Origin of the sequence: Nitratireductor luteus (assembly GCF_026162365.1) — a bacterium.
GTDB classification, from domain to species: Bacteria; Pseudomonadota; Alphaproteobacteria; order Rhizobiales; family Rhizobiaceae; genus Chelativorans; species Chelativorans luteus.
This window is the reverse complement of the sequence record NZ_JAOANW010000007.1, coordinates 165,473-183,859: the sequence shown is the minus strand read 5'-3', so window position 1 is coordinate 183,859 and position 18,387 is coordinate 165,473. Positions and strand designations below refer to the sequence as shown.

Below are 18,387 nucleotides of genomic sequence, written 5' to 3'. Positions count from 1 at the left end.
AGGTCACCTGATGTACTGTCGGATGGAATGCCCAGGCGGGCAAGGGGACGCGCGTCACGCGCCGTAGCGCTTTTCGAGGTGCCTGCGGAAGTGGGCGACGTTCAGCGGCTCGCCGGTCGAGCGCTCGACCAGTTCCGGCGTCGTCCAGAGCGAGGCCTGCGACCAGACGTGCTTTCGTCGCCATGCATTGACCGCCTCAAAGTCGCCGCGGGCGATCTGCTGGTTCACGTCCGGCATTTCCCGCTCGATGGCCGCCCACTGCTGGGCGGCGATGATGGCGCCCAGCGTGTAGGACGGGAAGTAGCCGAAAGCGCCGGAAGGCCAGTGCACGTCCTGCATTGGCCCGTCCTGCGGCGTGTCGATGATGGAAAGGCCGAGAAAGTCGCGCATGCGCGCATCCCATGCCTCGGGCAGGTCCTTGGCTGCGAGGCTGCCGTCGATCAACTCCTGCTCGATCTCGAAACGCAGGATGACATGCAGCGGATAGGTGACTTCATCGGCGTCGACGCGGATCAGCCCGCGCTCCACATAGTGGACATGGGCGAGGATCTCATCCTTTTCCCACTGTTCGCCCAGGTGTTTTTCGACGACCGGCAAGGCCCATTCCCAGAATGCCGGGTTGCGGCCGATCTGCTTTTCCACGAACAGGCTCTGGCTTTCATGCATGGCCATGCCGCGCGCCTTGCCGAGCGGCCAATGAGCCCATTCGGTCGGCAGGTTCTGTTCATATAGGGCATGGCCCGTTTCGTGCAGCGTGCCCATCAGCGCAGAGAGGAACTCGTTCGAGCGATAGCGGGTGGTGATGCGCACATCGGTGGGCACGCCGCCGCAGAAGGGATGGTGCGAGACCGAAAGGCTGCCGCGGGTGACGTCGAAGCCGACCGCAGTCATCATCGCCAGGCCCAGCTCGCGCTGCTTTTCCACCGGATAAGCTCCTGAAAGCGGGCGGAGCGGCGTCTTTTCCAGCCGGTTCTGCTGCGCTTCGAGCGCATTCGGGACGAAATCGACCAGAAATGACTTGAGTTCGGCGAAGAGCGGGGCGATTTCCGCCACGCGATTGCCCGGGTCGAACTGCTCCATCATGGCATCGTAGGGGGAAAGGCCGGTCGCATCGGCCCGCAGCGCCGCCTCCTCGCGCGCGAACTCGATCACGCCTTCGAGCGCCGGCAGGAAACCTGCCCAATCGCCCTTGGGGCGCAGGTCGCGCCAGAGTTGCTCGCAGCGCATGCGGGTGCGCATCTGGCGCTCGACGAATTCGGTCGGCAGGCATGTCCGGTTGGTGTATTCGCGGCGGAATTCCCGTACCGCGGCCGCATGATCGGGCTCCAGCATTTCGTTTTCCGCGGCATTCAGCCAATCGGCGATTTCCGGCGCGGTGGCCTGCCGGTGATGCATGCCGGCGAGCGCCGACATGGCTTCGGCGCGGGCCTCGCCGCCGCCCACGGCCATCTGGGTCGCCTCGTCCGCCCCGAGGATCGCCAACGCGTGCTCAAGCGCGCCGAGGCTGCGGCCAAGTTCATCGAGTTTCTGGAAAGACATGGTGTTCTCGCAATGATGGCGCGGTTAAATTTCAGCGTTCGGTCAATTTCAGTTCTATCCGGCGGTTCTTGGCGCGTGCTTCCGGCGTGTCGGCGGGGTCGAGCGGCTGGAACTCGCCGAACCCGGCGGCCACCAGGCGATCTGCCGGTACGCCCTGCCCGATGAGGAACTTGACCACCGAGGTGGCGCGCGCGGTGGAAAGCTCCCAATTGTCACGGAAGCGCCCGGTGCCGGAAAGAGGCACATCGTCCGTATGGCCGTCGACGCGCAGGACCCAATTGATTTCCGGCGGGATCTCCTCCTGCAGGTCGATAAGGGCGTCGGCCAGCTTTTGCATCTCTTCCCTGCCGCTCTCGTTGATCTCCGTGGCGCCGGAGGGGAAGAGCACTTCCGACTGGAACACGAAGCGGTCGCCGACGATGCGAATGTTCTCGCGGTCGGAAAGGATCTCGCGCAACCGGCCGAAGAAATCCGATCGATAGCGGTTAAGCTCCTGTACGCGCTGGGCGAGCGCGACATTGAGGCGGCGGCCAAGGTCGGCGATCTTGGTACGCGATTCTACATCGCGCTGTTCGGACGCTTCGAGCGCGGCTTCCAGCGCACCGATCTGCTTCCTCAGCGCGGAGATCTGCTGGTTGAGAAGCTCCACCTGCGAGAGCGCGCGCTGGCTCACCTGGCGTTCGTCGGCAAGCTCATCCGTCAGGACGCCAATGCGCTCCGCCGCCTGCTGGGTGCGGCCCGCATCCGACGACAGCAATTGTTCAAGGCGGGATTTCTCGGCCCGCGCCTCTTCAAGGGAAGCCTGCAAATCGGCGAGCGCGTCCTCGGCATCCTGCGTGTTGGCGCGCTCCAGCGCGAGCATCTGGGTCAGTTCGTTGACCTGTGCATTCAGGCGCTCGAGCACGGTGTCCTTGCCGCTTATCTCCTGGCTCAGGAAGAACTGCGCCAGCACGAACACCGACAGGAGGAACATGATGGCGAGCAGCAGCGTCGCCATGGCGTCGACGAAGCCGGGCCAGTAGTCGACGCCTCCGGGGCGGCGGCGCGAACGGGCAAGCGCCATCAGCCGCCTTCCCGCTTCTTGAGTGAGGCGGCGATGCTTTCAAGCGTTTCGCGCAGGGCCTTTTGCTCGCCCGCCTGGGCTTCGACCCAATCCCGCATCATCTGCTGTTCCTGACGCATGTTCTTGACCAGGCCCGAAATTCCTTCGGCAAGCTGCGCCATGGCGGCGGCGGTGCGGGGGTTGGAGCCGCCGCCGCCCTCCTGCATGGTCCGCAGCTTTTCGGCCATTGCCTTGAGCTCGTCGCTGGCCTCGCTTTCCTTGGAACCTGCCGTGAGGTCGGAGCCGAGATCGGTGACGGTCGACAACCAGTTTTCCAGCTCGATGTAAAAACGGTTTTGGGCGCGGCCGGCCTGGAGATCGAGAAAACCGAGGACGAGCGAGCCGGAAAGGCCGAACAAGGACGATGAAAAGGCGGTGCCCATGCCCGCCAACGGCGCGGAAAGGCCGGATTTCAGCGATTCCAGAATGTCGTTGGTGCTGCCGGTACCCGGATCGAGTGACTGGATCGTATCACCGATGGAGCCGATGGTCTGAAGCAGGCCCCAGAAAGTGCCGAGAAGGCCGAGAAATACCAGCAGGCCGATGAGATAGCGCGACGTGTCGCGGCTTTCGTCCAGTCTGGTTGCAATGGAATCGAGGATCGAGCGCATGGAGCTGGTCGACAGCGCCATGGTCGACGAGCGGCTCAGGAGCGCTTTCATGGGCGCCAGGAGAACCGGCTCGGTGGCCTCCGATCCCATCCGGAAGGAGTTCACCCAGCGCACTTCCCGGAAAAGGCGGATGACCTGCTGCATCGCCAGCAGGATGCCGATGGCCAGAACACCGAGGATGAGGCCGTTCAGGCCGGGATTGCTCTGAAAGGCGACGGAAATCTGGCGATAGAGAATCGCGGCGACGAAGCCCGATATCGCCAGAAAGACCAGCATCGAATAGAGGAAGACCTGCGGGCTCGACAGGCCCCTGGGGTCATAGGCATCGTCGGTGGCAAGACGGTCCGCCCCAAGCGATCTCAGCAAGGCCATACGTTCCTCGAATCTGGTTTAGCCTGAGTTTGGCGGTGACTCTAAACGTAATTGTGACCAAATTGAAATAAGCAATCACCGCATAAGCGCCTTTGCCCTGTCATGCTGGGGCAATGCCAAGAGAACGACGAAAAAGGCCGGAAATTTCATGGCGACGATCCTCCTGACGGGTGCAACCGGCTTTGTGGGCAGGCATACGGCGAGACATCTCGCCGCGCGCGGCCATCGCTTGCGGCTGGCCGTGCGTTCATGTGGCGGCGCGCCGGATAGTGTCGTCATAGGCTCCATCGACGGTCGCACGGACTGGAGCGGTGCGCTCCGCGACGTTGATACGGTCGTTCATCTCGCGGGGCCGGCGCATGGCAAGGTCGAGGATGAACAGGTCTTCTTCCAGGTCAACGACGCCGGCACAGCCCGATTGGCCGAGGGCTGCGAAGCAGCGGGTGTGACGGCACTGGTCTTCATGAGCAGCATTGCGGCGAGGGAGGCCGAGGGGCAGCCGGGCGCGGCGTCGCCCTATGCCCGTTCGAAGCTGGCCGGCGAAGCGCATGTCAGGCGTTTCGGTGGTGCCGAGGGACGGACGGGTATAGCGCTGAGGCCGCCGCTGGTCTACGGGCCCGATGCGCCGGGCAATTGGGCGAAGCTCATGCGGCTTGCCGCCTCGGGCTTGCCGCTGCCGTTTGCCTCGGTGCACAATGCGCGCACGCTTTGCGCCGTCGACAACCTTTGCGATGCGATTGCTGCTGCCGTCGAAGGCGGGATTCGGAGCAAGGGGACGGGCGTATACGAAGTAGCGGATAGGGAAAGCGTGGCGATTGCCGAGATCGCTGGCTTGCTGCGTGACGGCATGGGCTTGCCGCGCCGGCTGCTTCCCGCGCCGCCAGATCTGCTCGCGGCAGGGCTGCGGCTTGCCGGCAAGGGCGCGATGGCGGAACAGCTTCTTGGCGACCTGAAGGTGGATGCGGCAGCTTTTTGCCGGGCGTTCGAGTGGAAGCAACCAATGGATGCCCGCGCCGCCATCACTGCCTGCGGAAAGGCATATATGGCGAAGCGCAGTGCGGAGCGTTGAACCGCTCAGGCGGTCGGGGCGGGCTTCTGGAGCAGCTTGAGAAGGCTGCGGTGGATGGCTTCGTTGCCGCAAATGATCGAGCCGGTGTCGAACATGTGCTGCTTGCCGTCGCGGTCGGTCACGAAACCGCCCGCCTCGCGCACCATCAGGATGCCGGCTGCCGTATCCCACGGGCTGAGGCTGTCTTCCCAGAAACCGTCCAGACGGCCAGCCGCGACATAGGCCATGTCGAGCGCGGCCGCACCCATGCGGCGGATTCCGGACGTCTCGCCCATGACGTTGCGCAGGTCGAGAAGCGCCTTGCCGTGATGGCCGCGGCCCAGGTGAGGAATGCCGGTGCCGATCACCGCGTCGCTCATCTGGCTGCGGGCGGCAACGCGCATGCGGCGGTCGTTGAAGAAAGCGCCGCCACCGCGCTCGGCCGTGTAGAGTTCGTCCATGGCGGGATTGTAGATCACCCCCGCGACGATCTGGCCCTGGCGTTCGAGGGCGATGGACACCGCGAACAACGGGATGCCGTGCAGAAAATTGGTTGTGCCGTCGAGCGGGTCGACGATCCAGCGGTGCTGCGGATCGTCCCCCGTCACCGTGCCGCTTTCCTCCATCAGGAAGGAATAGCCGGGGCGTGCCTTGGCAAGCTCGTCATGGACGATCTGCTCGGCCTTGCGGTCGGCCTGGCTGACATAATCGCCGGGGCCTTTCAGCGAAACCTGCAGGTTCTGCACTTCGCCAAAGTCGCGGGCGAGCGAGCGCCCGGCCTTCATAGCGGCCTGAACCATGACATTGATGATCGCCGAACGCGCCATAGGGGTCGGTCCTTGTTCTCTTGAGTGGTCCGGGCGCTTAGTCGGCGCGGCGGATATAGGTGATTTCGTTGGTGTCGACGACGATCTTTTCGCCCGAGGAGATGAAGGGCGGTACCATTACGCGGATGCCGTTCTCCAGCGTTGCCGGCTTGTAGGAGGAAGTCGCGGTCTGGCCCTTGATCACGGGGTCGGCCTCGGAAATCTGGAGCACGACCTGATCGGGAAGCGAAACGCCGATGGGCTTGTCCTGGTAAAGCTCCACCGTCACCGTCATGCCGTCCTGCAGGAAGGCGGAGCGGTCGCCGACGAAATCCTTCTGGAGTTCAAGCTGCTCGTAGCTTTCTGCATCCATGAAGACGAGCGCGTCGCCCTGCTCGTAGAGATAGGTGAAGTCCTTCTGCTCCAGACGCACCTTCTCGACGGTCTCCGCGGCGCGGAAGCGCTCGTTGAGCTTGGTGCCGTCGATCAGGTTCTTCAGCTCAACCTGATTGTAGGCGCCACCCTTGCCGGGCTTCACCGCGTTGGTCTTCACCGCCACCCAGAGGCCGCCATTGTGCTCGATGACGTTGCCGGGACGGATTTCGTTGCCGTTGATCTTCATTCTGACGTGTCCTGATAGAGTGGGTGCTGCATGTGCCCCGTTCGGCGCCTCCAAGACCATAAAATCCTAAAAGAGGCAAGACGAGCCGGGGTAATCGGGCGAACCCGGCTACCCTTCTTTTTTGTCCCTCAAGCGCGGGGCGGGCGTATCCGCGCCCCTGGCTTGCGACGCACGAGTGCCGACGGCCGGTCGGCCTCGCCATTTTTGCTCTGAAAAATGGAGATCAGCGCATTCGGCTGGCCCGTTCCAGCGCCTGTTTGGTCTGATCCTGGGTGAGGCCGTCCATGAAGCTTTCCATCTCTCGGTCCACCAGCCCGGCGCGGCGGGCCAGGATGTACCAGGCGGCAGCTTCCACCGGGTCGGCCTCGATGCCGACGCCTGCCCGGTAGAGCTTGGCGAGGCGGTTGCGGGCGGCGACATTGCCGCCCTCGGCAGCGCGCTTCAGCCAGGCGAAACCCTCCTCGGGATCAGCCTCGCCACCGCGCCCCTCGACCAGCCATGTGCCGAAATCGAGCTGGGCGGTATCGTAATTCCGCTTGGCTGCGCGTTCGAGCCAGCGGCGGGCTTCCACTTGATCCGGCTCGATGCCGCCGACGCCATTGGCCTTGATCTGCGCCATGGCGTATTGCGCGTCCGGTAAGCCGGCCCTGGCGGCATTTTCATAAAACTCGACCGCTTCCTCTTCGCCCTGCGGGCCGGATCCCTCGCGCATGAGAAGCTGAGCGTAGTTGAACTGGGCCAAGGGATGGTCGCTTTCGGCCGCCGCTTCCAGCAGAGTGCGGGCCCTCTCGGTATCCTGCTCGACGAAGCGGCCATCGAGAAGCATCAGGCCGTACTGGAGCTGGGCTTCCGGCACGCCCTGCTCGGCGGCCTTCGCATACCACTTCGCAGCCTCGTCGGCGTTGCGCGGGACGCCGAGGCCGCGGGCATGGATCTCGGCGATAAGGGTCTGGGCGGCGGGATCGCCGGCTTCGGCGCGTGGGCGGGCAAGGTCGAGGGCGGTGAGATAGTAGCCGCGCTGGTATGCGCCGAAAGCTTCATCCTTGACGTCGCCGAAGCGGTTGGGGTCGACCTCGGGAACCGCTTTGTCGGTGCCGGATGTACCCAGGCGATCATCTCTGTCCTGAGCCGACGCGGGCAGCGACTGGCACAGGGCGAGTGCGGCAAGCATCAGGAACGGGACAGTGCGCATCAGCCGATCTGCTCCCATTGGGGCGCGTGCCGGTCGAGCAGCTCATTTGCTTCCGCCAGACGCTCAGCCGGATCGACGCCGATCTCGAAAACCGCATTGCCGACCGCGACGAACTCGGCGCCCGTTTCGGCGACCGCGCGGATGGAGGCGATGGTCGAGCCTGCGAGCACGACCGCCGGTATCTCAATCATCTCCGACCACCAGGCGCCAAGCGAAAGATTGCGCGGGTGCGGCTCTTCCTTGTTGTCGTAGCCGAAACGGCCGAAGAACATGTAGTCGGGCTGGGTTTCGCCGAGTTCGAGCGCCTCGTCGCGCTTCTTGGCGCCGCCGGCCCCCACGGCCATGCGCTCCTGGTACTTCGCGACCAGTTCAGCCAGCTCGTCCTTGGGCCCTTCGAAATGGATGCCGTCGGCGTGTATGCGCGTGGCGACCCGCGGCGAACCGGCAACGATGGCGGCCACGCCATGTTCCTGCGCGAGCCGGCAAAGCCGCTCGGCCACGCCTTCGAATATCGCCTCGTCGATGCCATAGTCGGGAATGAGCAGGGATGCCACGTCGCCGGCAGACAAGGCCGCGCCGACACGGGCCGGATCGGCGTCCGGCGGGGCGATCAGCACGAGGCGGCAGCGTTGGGGCGTCGATGTTTCGGTCATGTTTTTCCTGCGGCCGTTATTTACGGGCGATCTTGGCTCTATTGGGGCATAGTCCAATGTCAGGCGCGGAAACAAGCGAATTGCGATTTATTCGCGGCCCGGCCTCGTCAAAAGGGCTGAAAGCGTTTATGCCGCTGGAGCGCCATGCGTCCATCCGACTGCACAAAGGGCGCTCCATCTTCTTGTTTTTCCGCATGTATGCGGATGTCGGGTGATCGCACCTGACTGCAAAATGCTATAGGCAATCAGCCAGTTCAACATGTCGCCCATTCTCACGGATCCCTTCTTCTACGCTGCCGCAATTCCCGCCGTCGTGCTCGTCGGGATGTCGAAGGGCGGCTTCGGCGGTGCCATGGCGCTGTTGGGCGTTCCCCTGCTCGCTTTCGCCGTGTCGCCGGTTCAGGCGGCGGCCATCTTGCTGCCGATCCTGATCGTGATGGACATGGTGTCGCTGTGGGCATGGCGCGGGGTGTTCGACCGCCGGACGCTTGCGATCATGCTGCCCGGGGCGATGCTAGGCATCGCCGTCGGCTGGTGGACCGCCGCGGTGGTGACGGAGGGGCATGTGCGGCTGATCGTCGGCATCATCGCGCTCCTGTTCTTTCTGCGCTGGGCGACGGACAAGCTGGGCGGGCTGGAGCGCATCGGCAGCCACAACCGGTTCATGGGCGCCTTCTGGGGCGCGGTCGCCGGTTTCACCAGTTTCGTGGCCCATGCCGGCGGACCGCCCTATCAGGTCTATACGCTCCGGCTGAAGCAGGATCCGAAGCTGTTTACCGGGACGAGCGTGATTTTCTTCGCCGTGGTCAATGCGGTGAAGCTCGTCCCCTATTTCGCGCTCGGCCAGTTCGACACGACCAATCTGACCGCATCGTTCATGCTGATGCCTCTGGCGCCGCTGGCCACGCTGGCCGGCGTGTGGATCATCAAGCGCATGCGCCCGGAAGTTTTCTATCCGTTCATGTATGCGATGGTGCTGATCGTCGCAGTAAAGCTGATTCACGACGGCGTGGTCAGCATTTGGTTCTAGTGACGGCATCCAGCGCTTATGCTTAAAAGGCGGAAAGACGTTGGGAGGGTAAGCGTGGCGCACAATCCTTATGAACAGAACCTCGATCGCAATCCGGCCAATTATCAGCCCCTGACGCCACTCGTGCTGCTGGAGCGGGCGGCCGCAACTTTTCCGGACCGGACGGCCATCATCCATGGCCGGCAGCGGCGCAGCTATCGCGAGTTCTGGGAGCGCAGCCTGAAGCTTGCCTCGGCGCTCTCCAAGCGCGGCATCGGCAAGGGCGATACGGTGACGGTGATGCTGTCGAACACGCCGCCCATGCTGGAGGTGCATCACGGCGTGCCGATGACCAAGGCCGTGCTCCATTCGCTCAATACGAGGCTCGACGCCGCCATTGTCGCGTTCCAGCTAGATCATGCCGAAAGCAAGGTCGTGATCGTCGACCGGGAGTTCGCCGGCGTCATGAAGGAAGCGCTGGGAATCGCCAAGGTGAAGCCGCTGGTGATCGACTACGACGATCCCGAATATGCCGAGGATGCGCCCTATCCCAAGGGGGCGGCCATCGGCAGCCTGGAATATGAGGAACTGGTTGCCGAGGGGGACGAGAATTTCGCCTGGCAGATGCCGGACGACGAATGGGACGCGATCTCACTGAACTATACGTCCGGCACCACGGGCAACCCGAAGGGCGTCGTCTATCATCATCGCGGCGCGACGCTGATGTGCTATTCCAACACCGTCCATGCAGGCATGGGTCGGGCGCCGGTCTATCTGTGGACGCTGCCGATGTTCCACTGCAACGGGTGGTGTTTCCCCTGGACCGTCTCGGTGCAAGCGGGCACGCATGTATGCCTGCGCTGGGTGCGGGCCAAGGCGATGTACGAGGCGATAGCCGAGCATGGCGTCACGCATCTTTGCGGAGCGCCCGTGGTCATGTCGGCGCTGCTCAACGCCAGCGACGCCGAAAAGCGCGACTTCGACCAGACGGTGATCTTCAACACCGCCGCCGCGCCGCCGCCCGAATCCGTCCTGTCGGCGATGGCCGACGCCGGCTTCGAGGTCACCCATCTCTACGGCCTGACCGAGACCTACGGCCCTTCGGTCGTGAACGAGTGGAAGGACGAGTGGGAGAGCCTGGACAGGTCGGAGAAGGCCCGGCGCAAGGCGCGCCAGGGAGTACGCTATGCGGCGCTGGAGGGCTTGACGGTCATGGATCCGGCGACGATGCGGGAGACCCCACCGGACGGGGAGACGCTGGGCGAGGTTATGTTCCGCGGCAATATCGTCATGAAGGGCTATCTCAAGAACCCGAAGGCGACGGAGGAAGCTTTCGCCGGTGGCTGGTTCCATTCCGGCGATCTGGGCGTCATGCATCCGGACGGCTACATCCAGCTCAAGGACCGCTCGAAGGATATCATCATCTCAGGCGGCGAGAACATCTCCTCCATCGAGGTGGAGGACGCGCTTTACAAGCACCCCGCCGTCTCGGCGTGCGGCGTGGTGGCCAGGGCGGACGAAAAGTGGGGCGAGACGCCCGTGGCCTTCATCGAGCTCAGGCCCGGTCGGCAGGCGACGGCGGAGGAGATCATCGCCCACTGCAAGACGCTGCTCGCCTCCTTCAAATGCCCAAAGCATGTGGTTTTCGCCGAAATCCCCAAGACTTCAACGGGCAAGATCCAGAAATTCCGGCTACGCGAGATGGTCAAGGACGTTTAGGGACGCGATCGTCAGGAAACTCGCTTTTTAAGCGAAACTCGACGGAGTCGTTAATCCATTGTTAAGCTTTACGGGTGTTTACTGTGTTTATCCAGTGATCTGGATTCTTACCGAGTGGCTGAGCCATTCTGTTTGACGCCTCCCTGTTAAACTCCTGAGAGCCGCCATCGCGGCTCTTTTTTTGCGTCAAGAAGCCTCAGGTCGGGCGTTAACCTTTTGTTAAGAGGGGACTTGCCTTCGATCTTCAAGGAGAGCATTTTCTCGCCACTCGCGGATGCGATAAAAAGACGGTGGCGCTGGAGACAAAGCGCAAGGAACTGGTGGGGCGGATTACGCATGGTCAATGGGAGCAGGGGCAGCACCAATATGGTGAAGCTCGCCGAGCGCCGGGTCTTTTCGCAGTCGTTCAAGCCTCTCTACGATGAGGGTATGGGGCTGGTCGAGGAGGCCGCCGAATATCTCGACGGCGAAGGCCGCGCCGCGGCCAAGACCCTGTCGCGTCTTGCCACGGGACTCTATGCTGCCGAATCGATGCGGCTGACCACCCGGCTCATGCAACTCGCCTCCTGGCTTTTGCTGCAGCGTGCCGCCAATTCCGGTGAGATGACGCGCGAGCAGGTTGCCGCCGAGAAGGCCAAGGTCAGGCTCGACACCGCCTCCAGCAGCGAGGACGCGCCGGGCTGGAGCGAGTTGCCGGAGCCGTTCCGGAGCCTGGTGCGCCGTTCGATCCGCCTGGAAGCGCTAGTGCGCCGTATGGACGAGCAGGTCTATGGCGTGCATCCTTTCGACAGTGATGAGCTGGCTTTCACGGCCAATCCCGTCTCCGATCAGATCACGCTTCTGCGAACCGCGTTTGGCGGGAACTGAGACTGGCGATCAGCCGAAGGTGTTTGCGATCTTGTCTACCAGCGGCAGCGTGGTAAGCGCTGCGATCACGATCAGTAGGAATGTGAAGCGCCGATACACCGCGTCGCTGGCCAGACCGTAGAGCTTCGACCCCAGAAGAAGGCCGGCCAGATAGATCGGCGCCGTGATGAGCCCCGTGATCACGCGTTCGCGATCGAAAAGTCCCGCCGCCCACAGATTGCCGATCGACATGAACTCGCCGAGCAGGAATAGCGCCAGGAGATTGGCGCGCACGATGGCGACCGGCAGGGTGGAGGCCATCCAGTAGATGATGGCCGGCGGTCCGGGTATGGACGCGACCCCCGACAGGACGCCCGCCGTTGCGCCGACCCCGAAGGACACAGGGATGCCGCGCGGCCCGCGATAGCGCCAGCCGCGCCACAACGCGCCGGCGCAGGCGAGAATGACGGCGGAGATGAGCCAGCGCAGCATCGTCGGGTCGCCGTTCTTGAGGATGAACACCCCCACCGGCACGAACAGCGCCAGCCCTGCGGTTACGGGCAGGACCTCCTTCCAGCGCACGATCTTCAACACGGGGATGGCGACCGGGAGCGTGGGCAGGGAATCGATAATGACCACGACGACCACGGCCGTCACCGGATCATAGAGCGCCGCGGCCACGGGGACGACGATCATGCCCGTGCCGAAGCCCGACAGGCCGCGCGCCACGCCGGCAATCGCGATGACCGCGGAAAGGAGCAGCAGGCTTGGGTCGAAATAGTCCATGCGGGCGATGCACCGTCGTGGGTCTTTCCGGCCGCTCGCGCCGGAGGTTCGCGTTAAACCTCGGGCCGATGCGGTAGCGATGGCAATAAGCCTGCGCGCGGCTATGGTAGTGCCATGAACAACGCGATTCGCATCATCGGCATCGATCCGGGCCTTCGGCGCACCGGCTGGGCCATCATCGAAACCCTCAGTAATTCGCTTCGCTTCGTGGCCGCCGGCACGGTGCGTTCGGACGGCGATGCGGCGCTCGCGACACGGCTTTGCCAGATCCATGACGGGCTGGAGAGTATCCTGCACGAATATATGCCGGTGGAGGCGGCGGTCGAGGCTACCTTCGTTAACAAGGATGCGGCCGCGACGCTGAAGCTCGGCCAGGCGCGGGGCATCGCCATGCTCGTCCCTGCGCGGGCCGGCCTGCTGGTGGCGGAATACGCGCCGAACGCGGTCAAGAAATCGGTCATAGGGGTGGGGCATGGCGACAAGAAGCAGATCCATATGATGGTCAAGGTGCTGTTGCCGAGGGCGCGGTTCGATACGGACGACGCGGCGGACGCCATCGCCATCGCCATATGCCATGCGCATCACCGGCAGTCCGCCGTCTCGCGCCTGGCGCTGGAAGCGGCCAAATGATCGGCAAGCTGAAAGGGATCGTCGACGAGATCGGCGATGATTATTGTGTCGTCGATGTGAGCGGGGTGGGCTATGTGGCCTATTGCCCGGCGCGCACGCTTTCGGCGCTGGAAGGCGAGGGCACGGCTGTCGTCCTTTATATCGAAACCTATGTGCGCGAGGACATGATTCGCCTTTACGGTTTCCGCACGCAGCTCGAGCGCGAGTGGTTCCGGCTGCTTCAGAACAATGTGCCGGGCGTGGGCGCGAAGGTGGCGCTGGCCGTGCTTTCGACGCTTTCCACGGCGGAACTTGCCAATGCCATTGCGCTAAAGGACGTCGCGATGGTGGCGCGCGCGCCGGGCGTCGGCAAGAAGGTCGCCGAGCGCATCGTGACGGAACTCAAGAACAAGGCGCCGGCCTATGCGGGCGATGCGTCGGGCACCATTGGGCTGAAACAGGAACTCGGCGAGGGCTCCGCGCCCGCGCCTGTTGCGGATGCCGTTTCAGCCTTGGCGAATCTGGGCTACTCGCGCGACGTCGCGGCCAATGCAGTGGCTAATGCCATGAGAAACGCAGGCGAGGGGGCGGATGCCGGAACGCTGATCCGGCTGGGGTTGAAGGAACTGGCACAGTGATGCGTGAAGGCCAGTTGCTTGCCGTTCGGGCAAGTTTCCCCTATTTTCTACAAAGTAGGAAATTTCATCAGGAGTAAGGCGATGGGCGATTTCGTCACCCTGACATCGAAAGGCCAGATCACGTTGCCCAAGGATGTCAGAGAAAGACTGGCGCTCAAGCCAGGCGATACGATTGCGTGGACCATCGTCGACGATCACCTTGTCGGCACGGCCCGCAATCTGGAGTTTGCGGATCTTGCAGGAATCCTAGGTGATCCGCCCGGCGGGCCGGCGAGTCTCGAAGAAATCGATGCCGCCGTGGGCGAGGCCGTTGGCCGCCATGTTGCTGGCGAGGATGGAGACGATAGCCGCGAGGACGCTGCGTGAAGCGGGTTGGTATCGACACGAACGTGTTGCTTCGCATGGTCTTGAATGACGACGAGCGGCAACGCGCCGCGGCGCTTGCATTGGGCACGAGCCTTACTGTCGAGCGCCCGGGCTTTGTCAGCCTGATCGTTCTCCTGGAATTCTACTGGTCGCTGGCTTCGCGATACCGGCAACCCAAGGAGCAGATATTGGCGACGGTTCGCAAGTTGTTGAGGACAAGGACCCTGCTCTTTGAAAGCTTCGACGCCGTTGTGGCTGCACTGGAGAGGGCGAACGACCGGCAGGTTGATTTTCCCGATGCGCTTATCGCGGAACACCATCGCGCCAGCGGCTGCTCCCACACCGTCACCTTTGACAGGAAGGCAGCCGCTCGCATCCCTGGCATGGAGCTTCTTTCATGAGCGAGGCCGATCGCCTCATCTCGGCCGACAAGCGCGGCGAGGACGTGGAAGCGACCATGCGGCCGCAGTCGCTGGACGATTTTGTCGGGCAGAGGGCGGCGCGCGCCAATCTGAAGGTTTTCGTGGAGGCCGCGCGCGGGCGCGGCGAGGCGCTCGACCATGTGCTTTTCGTAGGGCCGCCGGGGCTTGGCAAGACGACGCTGGCGCAGATCATGGCGCGGGAGCTCGGCGTAAACTTCCGTTCCACCTCAGGGCCGGTCATCGCCAAGGCGGGCGACCTGGCGGCGCTGCTCACCAATCTCGAGGATCGCGACGTCCTCTTCATCGACGAGATCCACCGGCTCAACCCGGCCGTGGAGGAAATCCTCTATCCGGCGATGGAGGACTACCAGCTCGACCTGATCATCGGCGAAGGGCCGGCGGCGCGCTCGGTCAAGATCGACCTTGCCAAATTCACGCTGGTGGCGGCGACCACGCGGCTGGGGCTGCTGACGACGCCGCTCAGGGACCGGTTCGGCATTCCCGTCAGGCTGGAGTTCTACACGGTCGAGGAACTGCAGCAGATCGTCACCCGCGGCGCGCGCATCCTGGGTTTGCCGCTGTCGCCGGACGGCGCCGAGGAGATTGCCCGCCGGGCGCGGGGCACGCCGCGCATCGCCGGCCGGCTTTTGCGCAGGGTGCGTGATTTCGCTTCCGTGGCCGGCGCGGACGAGGTGACGCGCAAGGTGGCGGACGAGGCACTTTTGCGGCTGGAGGTCGACGCACTGGGGCTGGACCAGCTCGATCGGCGCTATCTGTCGACGATCCTTGAGAACTTTGGCGGCGGGCCGGTCGGCATAGAGACCATCGCCGCTTCGCTGTCGGAGCCGCGCGACGCCATCGAGGACATCATCGAGCCCTATCTTATCCAGCAGGGCTTCATCCAGCGCACGCCGCGCGGGCGGGTGCTGGCCGCAAGGGCTTGGAAGCATATGGGCTTGCAGCCGCCGAAGGAGCTGGCGCAGGCGCAGATCAGCCTGTTTCAGGGCGAGGAATAGGCGGTTTGGCTTCGGAGCGCGACGATATAGATCTCGAGGTCGGCCTGTCGGGCGTACTGACCGGGGAGGGGCATCGACTGAAGGCAAGGGTCTACTTCGCCGATACGGATTTCACCGGTGTCGTCTATCATGCCCGCTATCTTGAATTCCTGGAGCGCGGCCGCTCGGACTTCCTGCGTTTGGCGGGGGTGCACCATACGGAGCTTGCAGACGGCAAGCATGGGGAAATCCTCGCCTGGGTGGTGCGCCGCATGGAAATCGACTTTCGGCAACCGGCCCGCATCGACGACATCATAACCGTGGAGACGCGCGTCGAGCGTGTGTCCGGCGCGCGTGTCTTCATGGCTCAAAGGTTGCTGCGTGACGAGACGGTGCTGGTCGAAGCACGCGTCGAAGCAGCGATTGTCGGGCCTTCCGGTAAGCCGCGGCGGTTCCCCAAGGAATGGCTGCCGGCGTTCATGGCGGGTGGAGAGTAGGTCGCGCAGCCATGCCAGTGGCCGCTTGACTTCGGTTTGTCTTTCCGCGCAACAAATAATACCTGCCGCAATGCAGCATCGTAACGCATAATTAACCATGCAAGTTCATCACAATGGTGGTGAAACCTGCGTCTGCCTGCGCCTTCCTTTGACCAAAATTTCCCGGATAAAGGCGCATGGGGAGTCCCGCGGGGAGCAAGGCGCGGTTCTGTTGAACGGTGTGACGTGTGCGGGCGGGGCCGAAATTGTCTCCCCTGGTATAATACTACGAGGACGTTGATACATGGAAAGCGTAGCGCTCGCCGCGCCCGGTGGCGAATTGTCGATCTGGGCGCTGTTCTGGCAAGCAGGATGGGTGGTCAAGCTTGTGATGATCGGCCTTCTGGCCGCATCGATCTGGACCTGGGCTATCATCGTCGACAAGCTGATCGCCTATGCTCGCATGCGGGTGGCGCTCAACAAGTTCGAGCAGGTCTTCTGGTCGGGCCAGTCGCTCGAGGAGCTTTACCGCTCCCTCTCGGAGCGCAAAACGAGCGGCATGGGCTCGATCTTTGTCGCGGCCATGCGCGAATGGAAGAAGAGCTTCGAGAAGGGCGCCCGCTCGCCTCTCGGATTGCAGACACGTATCGACAAGGCCATGGACCTTGCCATGACCCGCGAGATGGAGCGGCTCGAGGGCAAGCTGGGCTTTCTGGCCTCGATCGGCTCGTCGGCTCCCTTTATCGGCCTGTTCGGCACGGTGGTGGGCATCATGACGTCGTTCCAGGCCATTGCCGGATCCAAGTCGACCAACCTGGCGGTCGTGGCGCCGGGTATCGCGGAGGCTCTGCTGGCCACGGCGATGGGCCTTTTGGCGGCTATTCCCGCCGTCATTGCCTACAACAAGCTGTCATCGGATGCGGGCAAGCTGGCCGCGCGCATGGAGGGGTTCGCGGACGAGTTCTCCGCCATACTCTCGCGGCAAATCGATGAAAAAGTCGCGCCCAGGAATTAGGAACGCACAGCATGGGTATGTCTGTCGGCTCGCAAAGGGGCGGTAACGGGGGCAGGCGGCGCGGCCGCCGCCATGCTCTTATGTCGGAGATCAACGTCACGCCCTTCGTGGACGTGATGCTGGTGCTGCTCATCATCTTCATGGTCGCCGCGCCGCTTCTGACGGTGGGCGTGCCCATCGACCTGCCGGAAACGCAGGCACGGGCGCTGAATTCGGAAACCCAGCCGATAACGGTTTCGGTCAATGGCGACGGTCAGATCTATCTCCAGGAAACCGAAATTCCTCTGGACGAGGTGGTGGCCAAGCTGCAGGCGATCGCGCAGGCAGGCTATGAAGAGCGCATCTATGTGCGTGGCGACAAGGCGGCCGACTACGGCACGGTGATGCGGGTCATGGCGCGCATTTCGGCGGCCGGGTTCCGCAATCTCGGCCTCGTGACGCTGCAGGAACAGGACAGCTGATCCGATGAAGGCCGGTCTCGTCACATCGGTCACCTTGCATGCGCTATTGCTCGGCGTCGGGCTGGTATCGCTGTCGGCGCCGCGCGCCTATGAGGTCGCCGATGTCGAGGCGTTGCCGGTCGATATCGTCCCCGTCGACACACTGACCCAGATCCAGGCCGGCGAGAAAAAGGCGCCGCCCGCGCCACGCCCGACACCCAAGCCGACCGAACGGCCCGATCCGGTGCAGGATGCGCAGCAGGTCGGCGAGGCGGATATTGACCTCGATACGCCGCCGACGCCGGAAGCCAAGCCGAAACCGGTGGAAAAGAGCGCCGAGCCGGCGCCCGCGCCCAAGCCGCAGCCCAAGCCGGTTGAAAAGCCGGCCGAGGAGATCAAGCAGGCGGAGGCAAAGCCAGAGCCCGCGCCGCAGCCGGAGCGCGAACCGGAGGCGCAGCCGAGGCAGGAAGTGACCCCCGAGCCTACGCCGGAGCCGCTGGTGGCCGAGAATCCGGTCGAGGAGAATGTGACGCTGCCGCAATCGGCGCCGGTTCCGCAGTCGCGTCCGAACCCGCCGCAGCCGAAGATCGCCAAGGCGCCGGACCGCAAGGAAGCCGAGCAATCCGCGCCAAAACAGGCGCAGCGGAGCGAAAAGAAGGAAGAAGAACTGTTCGACGAGGTCGCGGCGCTTCTCAACAAGGAAAAGTCTTCCGGCGGCGGCGCCAAGCGCTCGCGGGAGGAAGCATCGCTCGGCGGTGAGCGGACGACGACGGGCGAAACCCTCACCCAGAGCGAAATGGATGCGTTGCGCGGGCAGATCCAGCGCTGCTGGAACGTTCCGGCCGGCGCTCTGGATGCGGAGAATCTCCGCGTGTCCGTCAAGTTCAAGCTGGATCCCAGCGGCAGTATCGAAGGCCGTCCCGAAATCATCGCTGGAGGCAATGGCTCGAGCGTCGAACGGGCGGCCGCCGAATCCGCGCGGCGCGCCATCCTGCAATGCGCTCCCTATAACCTTCCTTCAGACAAATACAGCGCCTGGGCCGATGTGATCGTCAATTTCGACCCGACGGACATGTTCTGACCAATGACGCCGATCCGAGCGAATTCAAGAGGCAAGAGCT

At 63.7% G+C, this 18,387-nt stretch carries 21 protein-coding genes; 13 read left to right on the top strand and 8 right to left on the bottom strand.

Annotated elements, in window-relative coordinates; all coding sequences use genetic code 11:
• Positions 1-54: 54 nt before the first annotated feature.
• The 3 genes from N1058_RS11680 to N1058_RS11670 are packed head-to-tail and all read right to left on the bottom strand — an operon-like array spanning position 55 to position 3,624.
• Positions 55-1,539, bottom strand: coding sequence for a carboxypeptidase M32 (locus N1058_RS11680; RefSeq protein WP_265517714.1), 1,485 nt, complete (start codon positions 1,537-1,539; stop codon positions 55-57).
• 31 nt (positions 1,540-1,570) lie between these two features.
• The gene (locus tag N1058_RS11675) at positions 1,571-2,602 is read right to left on the bottom strand and encodes a peptidoglycan -binding protein (RefSeq protein WP_265517713.1); all 1,032 of its coding nucleotides are present in this window, start codon (positions 2,600-2,602) and stop codon (positions 1,571-1,573) included.
• Positions 2,602-3,624, bottom strand: a complete 1,023-nt coding sequence (locus tag N1058_RS11670; protein WP_265517712.1) for a MotA/TolQ/ExbB proton channel family protein — start codon at positions 3,622-3,624, stop codon at positions 2,602-2,604. Before N1058_RS11670 ends, N1058_RS11675 begins: the two co-directional genes overlap by 1 nt.
• Positions 3,625-3,772: 148 nt before the next feature.
• Between N1058_RS11670 and N1058_RS11665 the strand changes: the two genes are divergently transcribed.
• Positions 3,773-4,693 carry an NAD-dependent epimerase/dehydratase family protein gene (locus N1058_RS11665; RefSeq protein WP_265517711.1) on the top strand — a complete coding sequence of 307 codons (921 nt, stop codon included), beginning with the start codon at positions 3,773-3,775 and terminating at the stop codon, positions 4,691-4,693.
• 5 nt (positions 4,694-4,698) lie between these two features.
• Here N1058_RS11665 and N1058_RS11660 read toward each other — a convergent pair whose 3' ends face one another.
• The 4 genes from N1058_RS11660 to N1058_RS11645 form a co-directional block, all read right to left on the bottom strand.
• Positions 4,699-5,499 carry an inositol monophosphatase family protein gene (locus N1058_RS11660; protein WP_265517710.1) on the bottom strand — a complete coding sequence of 267 codons (801 nt, stop codon included), beginning with the start codon at positions 5,497-5,499 and terminating at the stop codon, positions 4,699-4,701.
• Between the two features lie 37 nt (positions 5,500-5,536).
• Positions 5,537-6,100 carry an elongation factor P gene (gene efp, locus N1058_RS11655; protein ID WP_265517709.1) on the bottom strand — a complete coding sequence of 188 codons (564 nt, stop codon included), beginning with the start codon at positions 6,098-6,100 and terminating at the stop codon, positions 5,537-5,539.
• A 223-nt stretch (positions 6,101-6,323) separates the two neighbouring features.
• Positions 6,324-7,292 (bottom strand): tetratricopeptide repeat protein, encoded by a 969-nt coding sequence (locus N1058_RS11650; protein WP_265517708.1) that lies wholly within the window; start codon positions 7,290-7,292, stop codon positions 6,324-6,326.
• On the bottom strand, positions 7,292-7,945 hold the full coding sequence (locus tag N1058_RS11645) for a thiamine phosphate synthase (protein ID WP_265517707.1): 654 nt from the start codon (positions 7,943-7,945) through the stop codon (positions 7,292-7,294). The genes N1058_RS11650 and N1058_RS11645 overlap by 1 nt, the downstream gene beginning before the upstream one ends.
• 259 nt (positions 7,946-8,204) lie before the next feature.
• Here N1058_RS11645 and N1058_RS11640 point away from each other — a divergent pair, with 259 nt between their 5' ends.
• From N1058_RS11640 to rcdA, 3 genes are all read left to right on the top strand, one after another.
• Positions 8,205-8,975, top strand: a complete 771-nt coding sequence (locus tag N1058_RS11640; RefSeq protein WP_265517706.1) for a sulfite exporter TauE/SafE family protein — start codon at positions 8,205-8,207, stop codon at positions 8,973-8,975.
• A 54-nt stretch (positions 8,976-9,029) separates the two neighbouring features.
• On the top strand, positions 9,030-10,673 hold the full coding sequence (locus tag N1058_RS11635) for an acyl-CoA synthetase (protein WP_420847976.1): 1,644 nt from the start codon (positions 9,030-9,032) through the stop codon (positions 10,671-10,673).
• A 336-nt stretch (positions 10,674-11,009) separates the two neighbouring features.
• Entirely contained in the window at positions 11,010-11,540 is a 531-nt protein-coding gene (rcdA, locus tag N1058_RS11630; RefSeq protein WP_265517704.1) for a protease adaptor protein RcdA, read from the top strand.
• Positions 11,541-11,549: 9 nt separating this feature from the next.
• Here rcdA and N1058_RS11625 read toward each other — a convergent pair whose 3' ends face one another.
• Positions 11,550-12,305, bottom strand: a complete 756-nt coding sequence (locus N1058_RS11625) for a sulfite exporter TauE/SafE family protein (protein WP_265517703.1) — start codon at positions 12,303-12,305, stop codon at positions 11,550-11,552.
• A 114-nt stretch (positions 12,306-12,419) separates the two neighbouring features.
• Here N1058_RS11625 and ruvC point away from each other — a divergent pair, with 114 nt between their 5' ends.
• The 9 genes from ruvC (at position 12,420) to N1058_RS11580 (ending at position 18,347) form a co-directional block, all read left to right on the top strand.
• Complete coding sequence (ruvC, locus tag N1058_RS11620) at positions 12,420-12,935, top strand: crossover junction endodeoxyribonuclease RuvC (RefSeq protein ID WP_265517702.1); 516 nt, start codon at positions 12,420-12,422, stop codon at positions 12,933-12,935.
• Positions 12,932-13,552 (top strand): Holliday junction branch migration protein RuvA, encoded by a 621-nt coding sequence (gene ruvA / locus N1058_RS11615; RefSeq protein WP_265517701.1) that lies wholly within the window; start codon positions 12,932-12,934, stop codon positions 13,550-13,552. Before ruvC ends, ruvA begins: the two co-directional genes overlap by 4 nt.
• A gap of 81 nt (positions 13,553-13,633) precedes the next feature.
• On the top strand, positions 13,634-13,918 hold the full coding sequence (locus tag N1058_RS11610) for an AbrB/MazE/SpoVT family DNA-binding domain-containing protein (RefSeq protein ID WP_265517700.1): 285 nt from the start codon (positions 13,634-13,636) through the stop codon (positions 13,916-13,918).
• Positions 13,915-14,319 carry a PIN domain-containing protein gene (locus N1058_RS11605; protein WP_265517699.1) on the top strand — a complete coding sequence of 135 codons (405 nt, stop codon included), beginning with the start codon at positions 13,915-13,917 and terminating at the stop codon, positions 14,317-14,319. Before N1058_RS11610 ends, N1058_RS11605 begins: the two co-directional genes overlap by 4 nt.
• Positions 14,316-15,356, top strand: coding sequence for a Holliday junction branch migration DNA helicase RuvB (ruvB, locus tag N1058_RS11600; protein WP_265517698.1), 1,041 nt, complete (start codon positions 14,316-14,318; stop codon positions 15,354-15,356). Before N1058_RS11605 ends, ruvB begins: the two co-directional genes overlap by 4 nt.
• 5 nt (positions 15,357-15,361) lie before the next feature.
• Positions 15,362-15,832 carry a tol-pal system-associated acyl-CoA thioesterase gene (ybgC, locus tag N1058_RS11595; protein WP_274709241.1) on the top strand — a complete coding sequence of 157 codons (471 nt, stop codon included), beginning with the start codon at positions 15,362-15,364 and terminating at the stop codon, positions 15,830-15,832.
• 283 nt (positions 15,833-16,115) lie between these two features.
• Positions 16,116-16,826, top strand: a complete 711-nt coding sequence (gene tolQ / locus N1058_RS11590) for a protein TolQ (protein WP_265517697.1) — start codon at positions 16,116-16,118, stop codon at positions 16,824-16,826.
• An 11-nt stretch (positions 16,827-16,837) separates the two neighbouring features.
• Positions 16,838-17,287 (top strand): protein TolR, encoded by a 450-nt coding sequence (gene tolR / locus N1058_RS11585; protein ID WP_265517696.1) that lies wholly within the window; start codon positions 16,838-16,840, stop codon positions 17,285-17,287.
• A gap of 4 nt (positions 17,288-17,291) precedes the next feature.
• On the top strand, positions 17,292-18,347 hold the full coding sequence (locus N1058_RS11580) for a hypothetical protein (RefSeq protein ID WP_265517694.1): 1,056 nt from the start codon (positions 17,292-17,294) through the stop codon (positions 18,345-18,347).
• The last annotated feature ends 40 nt before the right edge of the window (positions 18,348-18,387 follow it).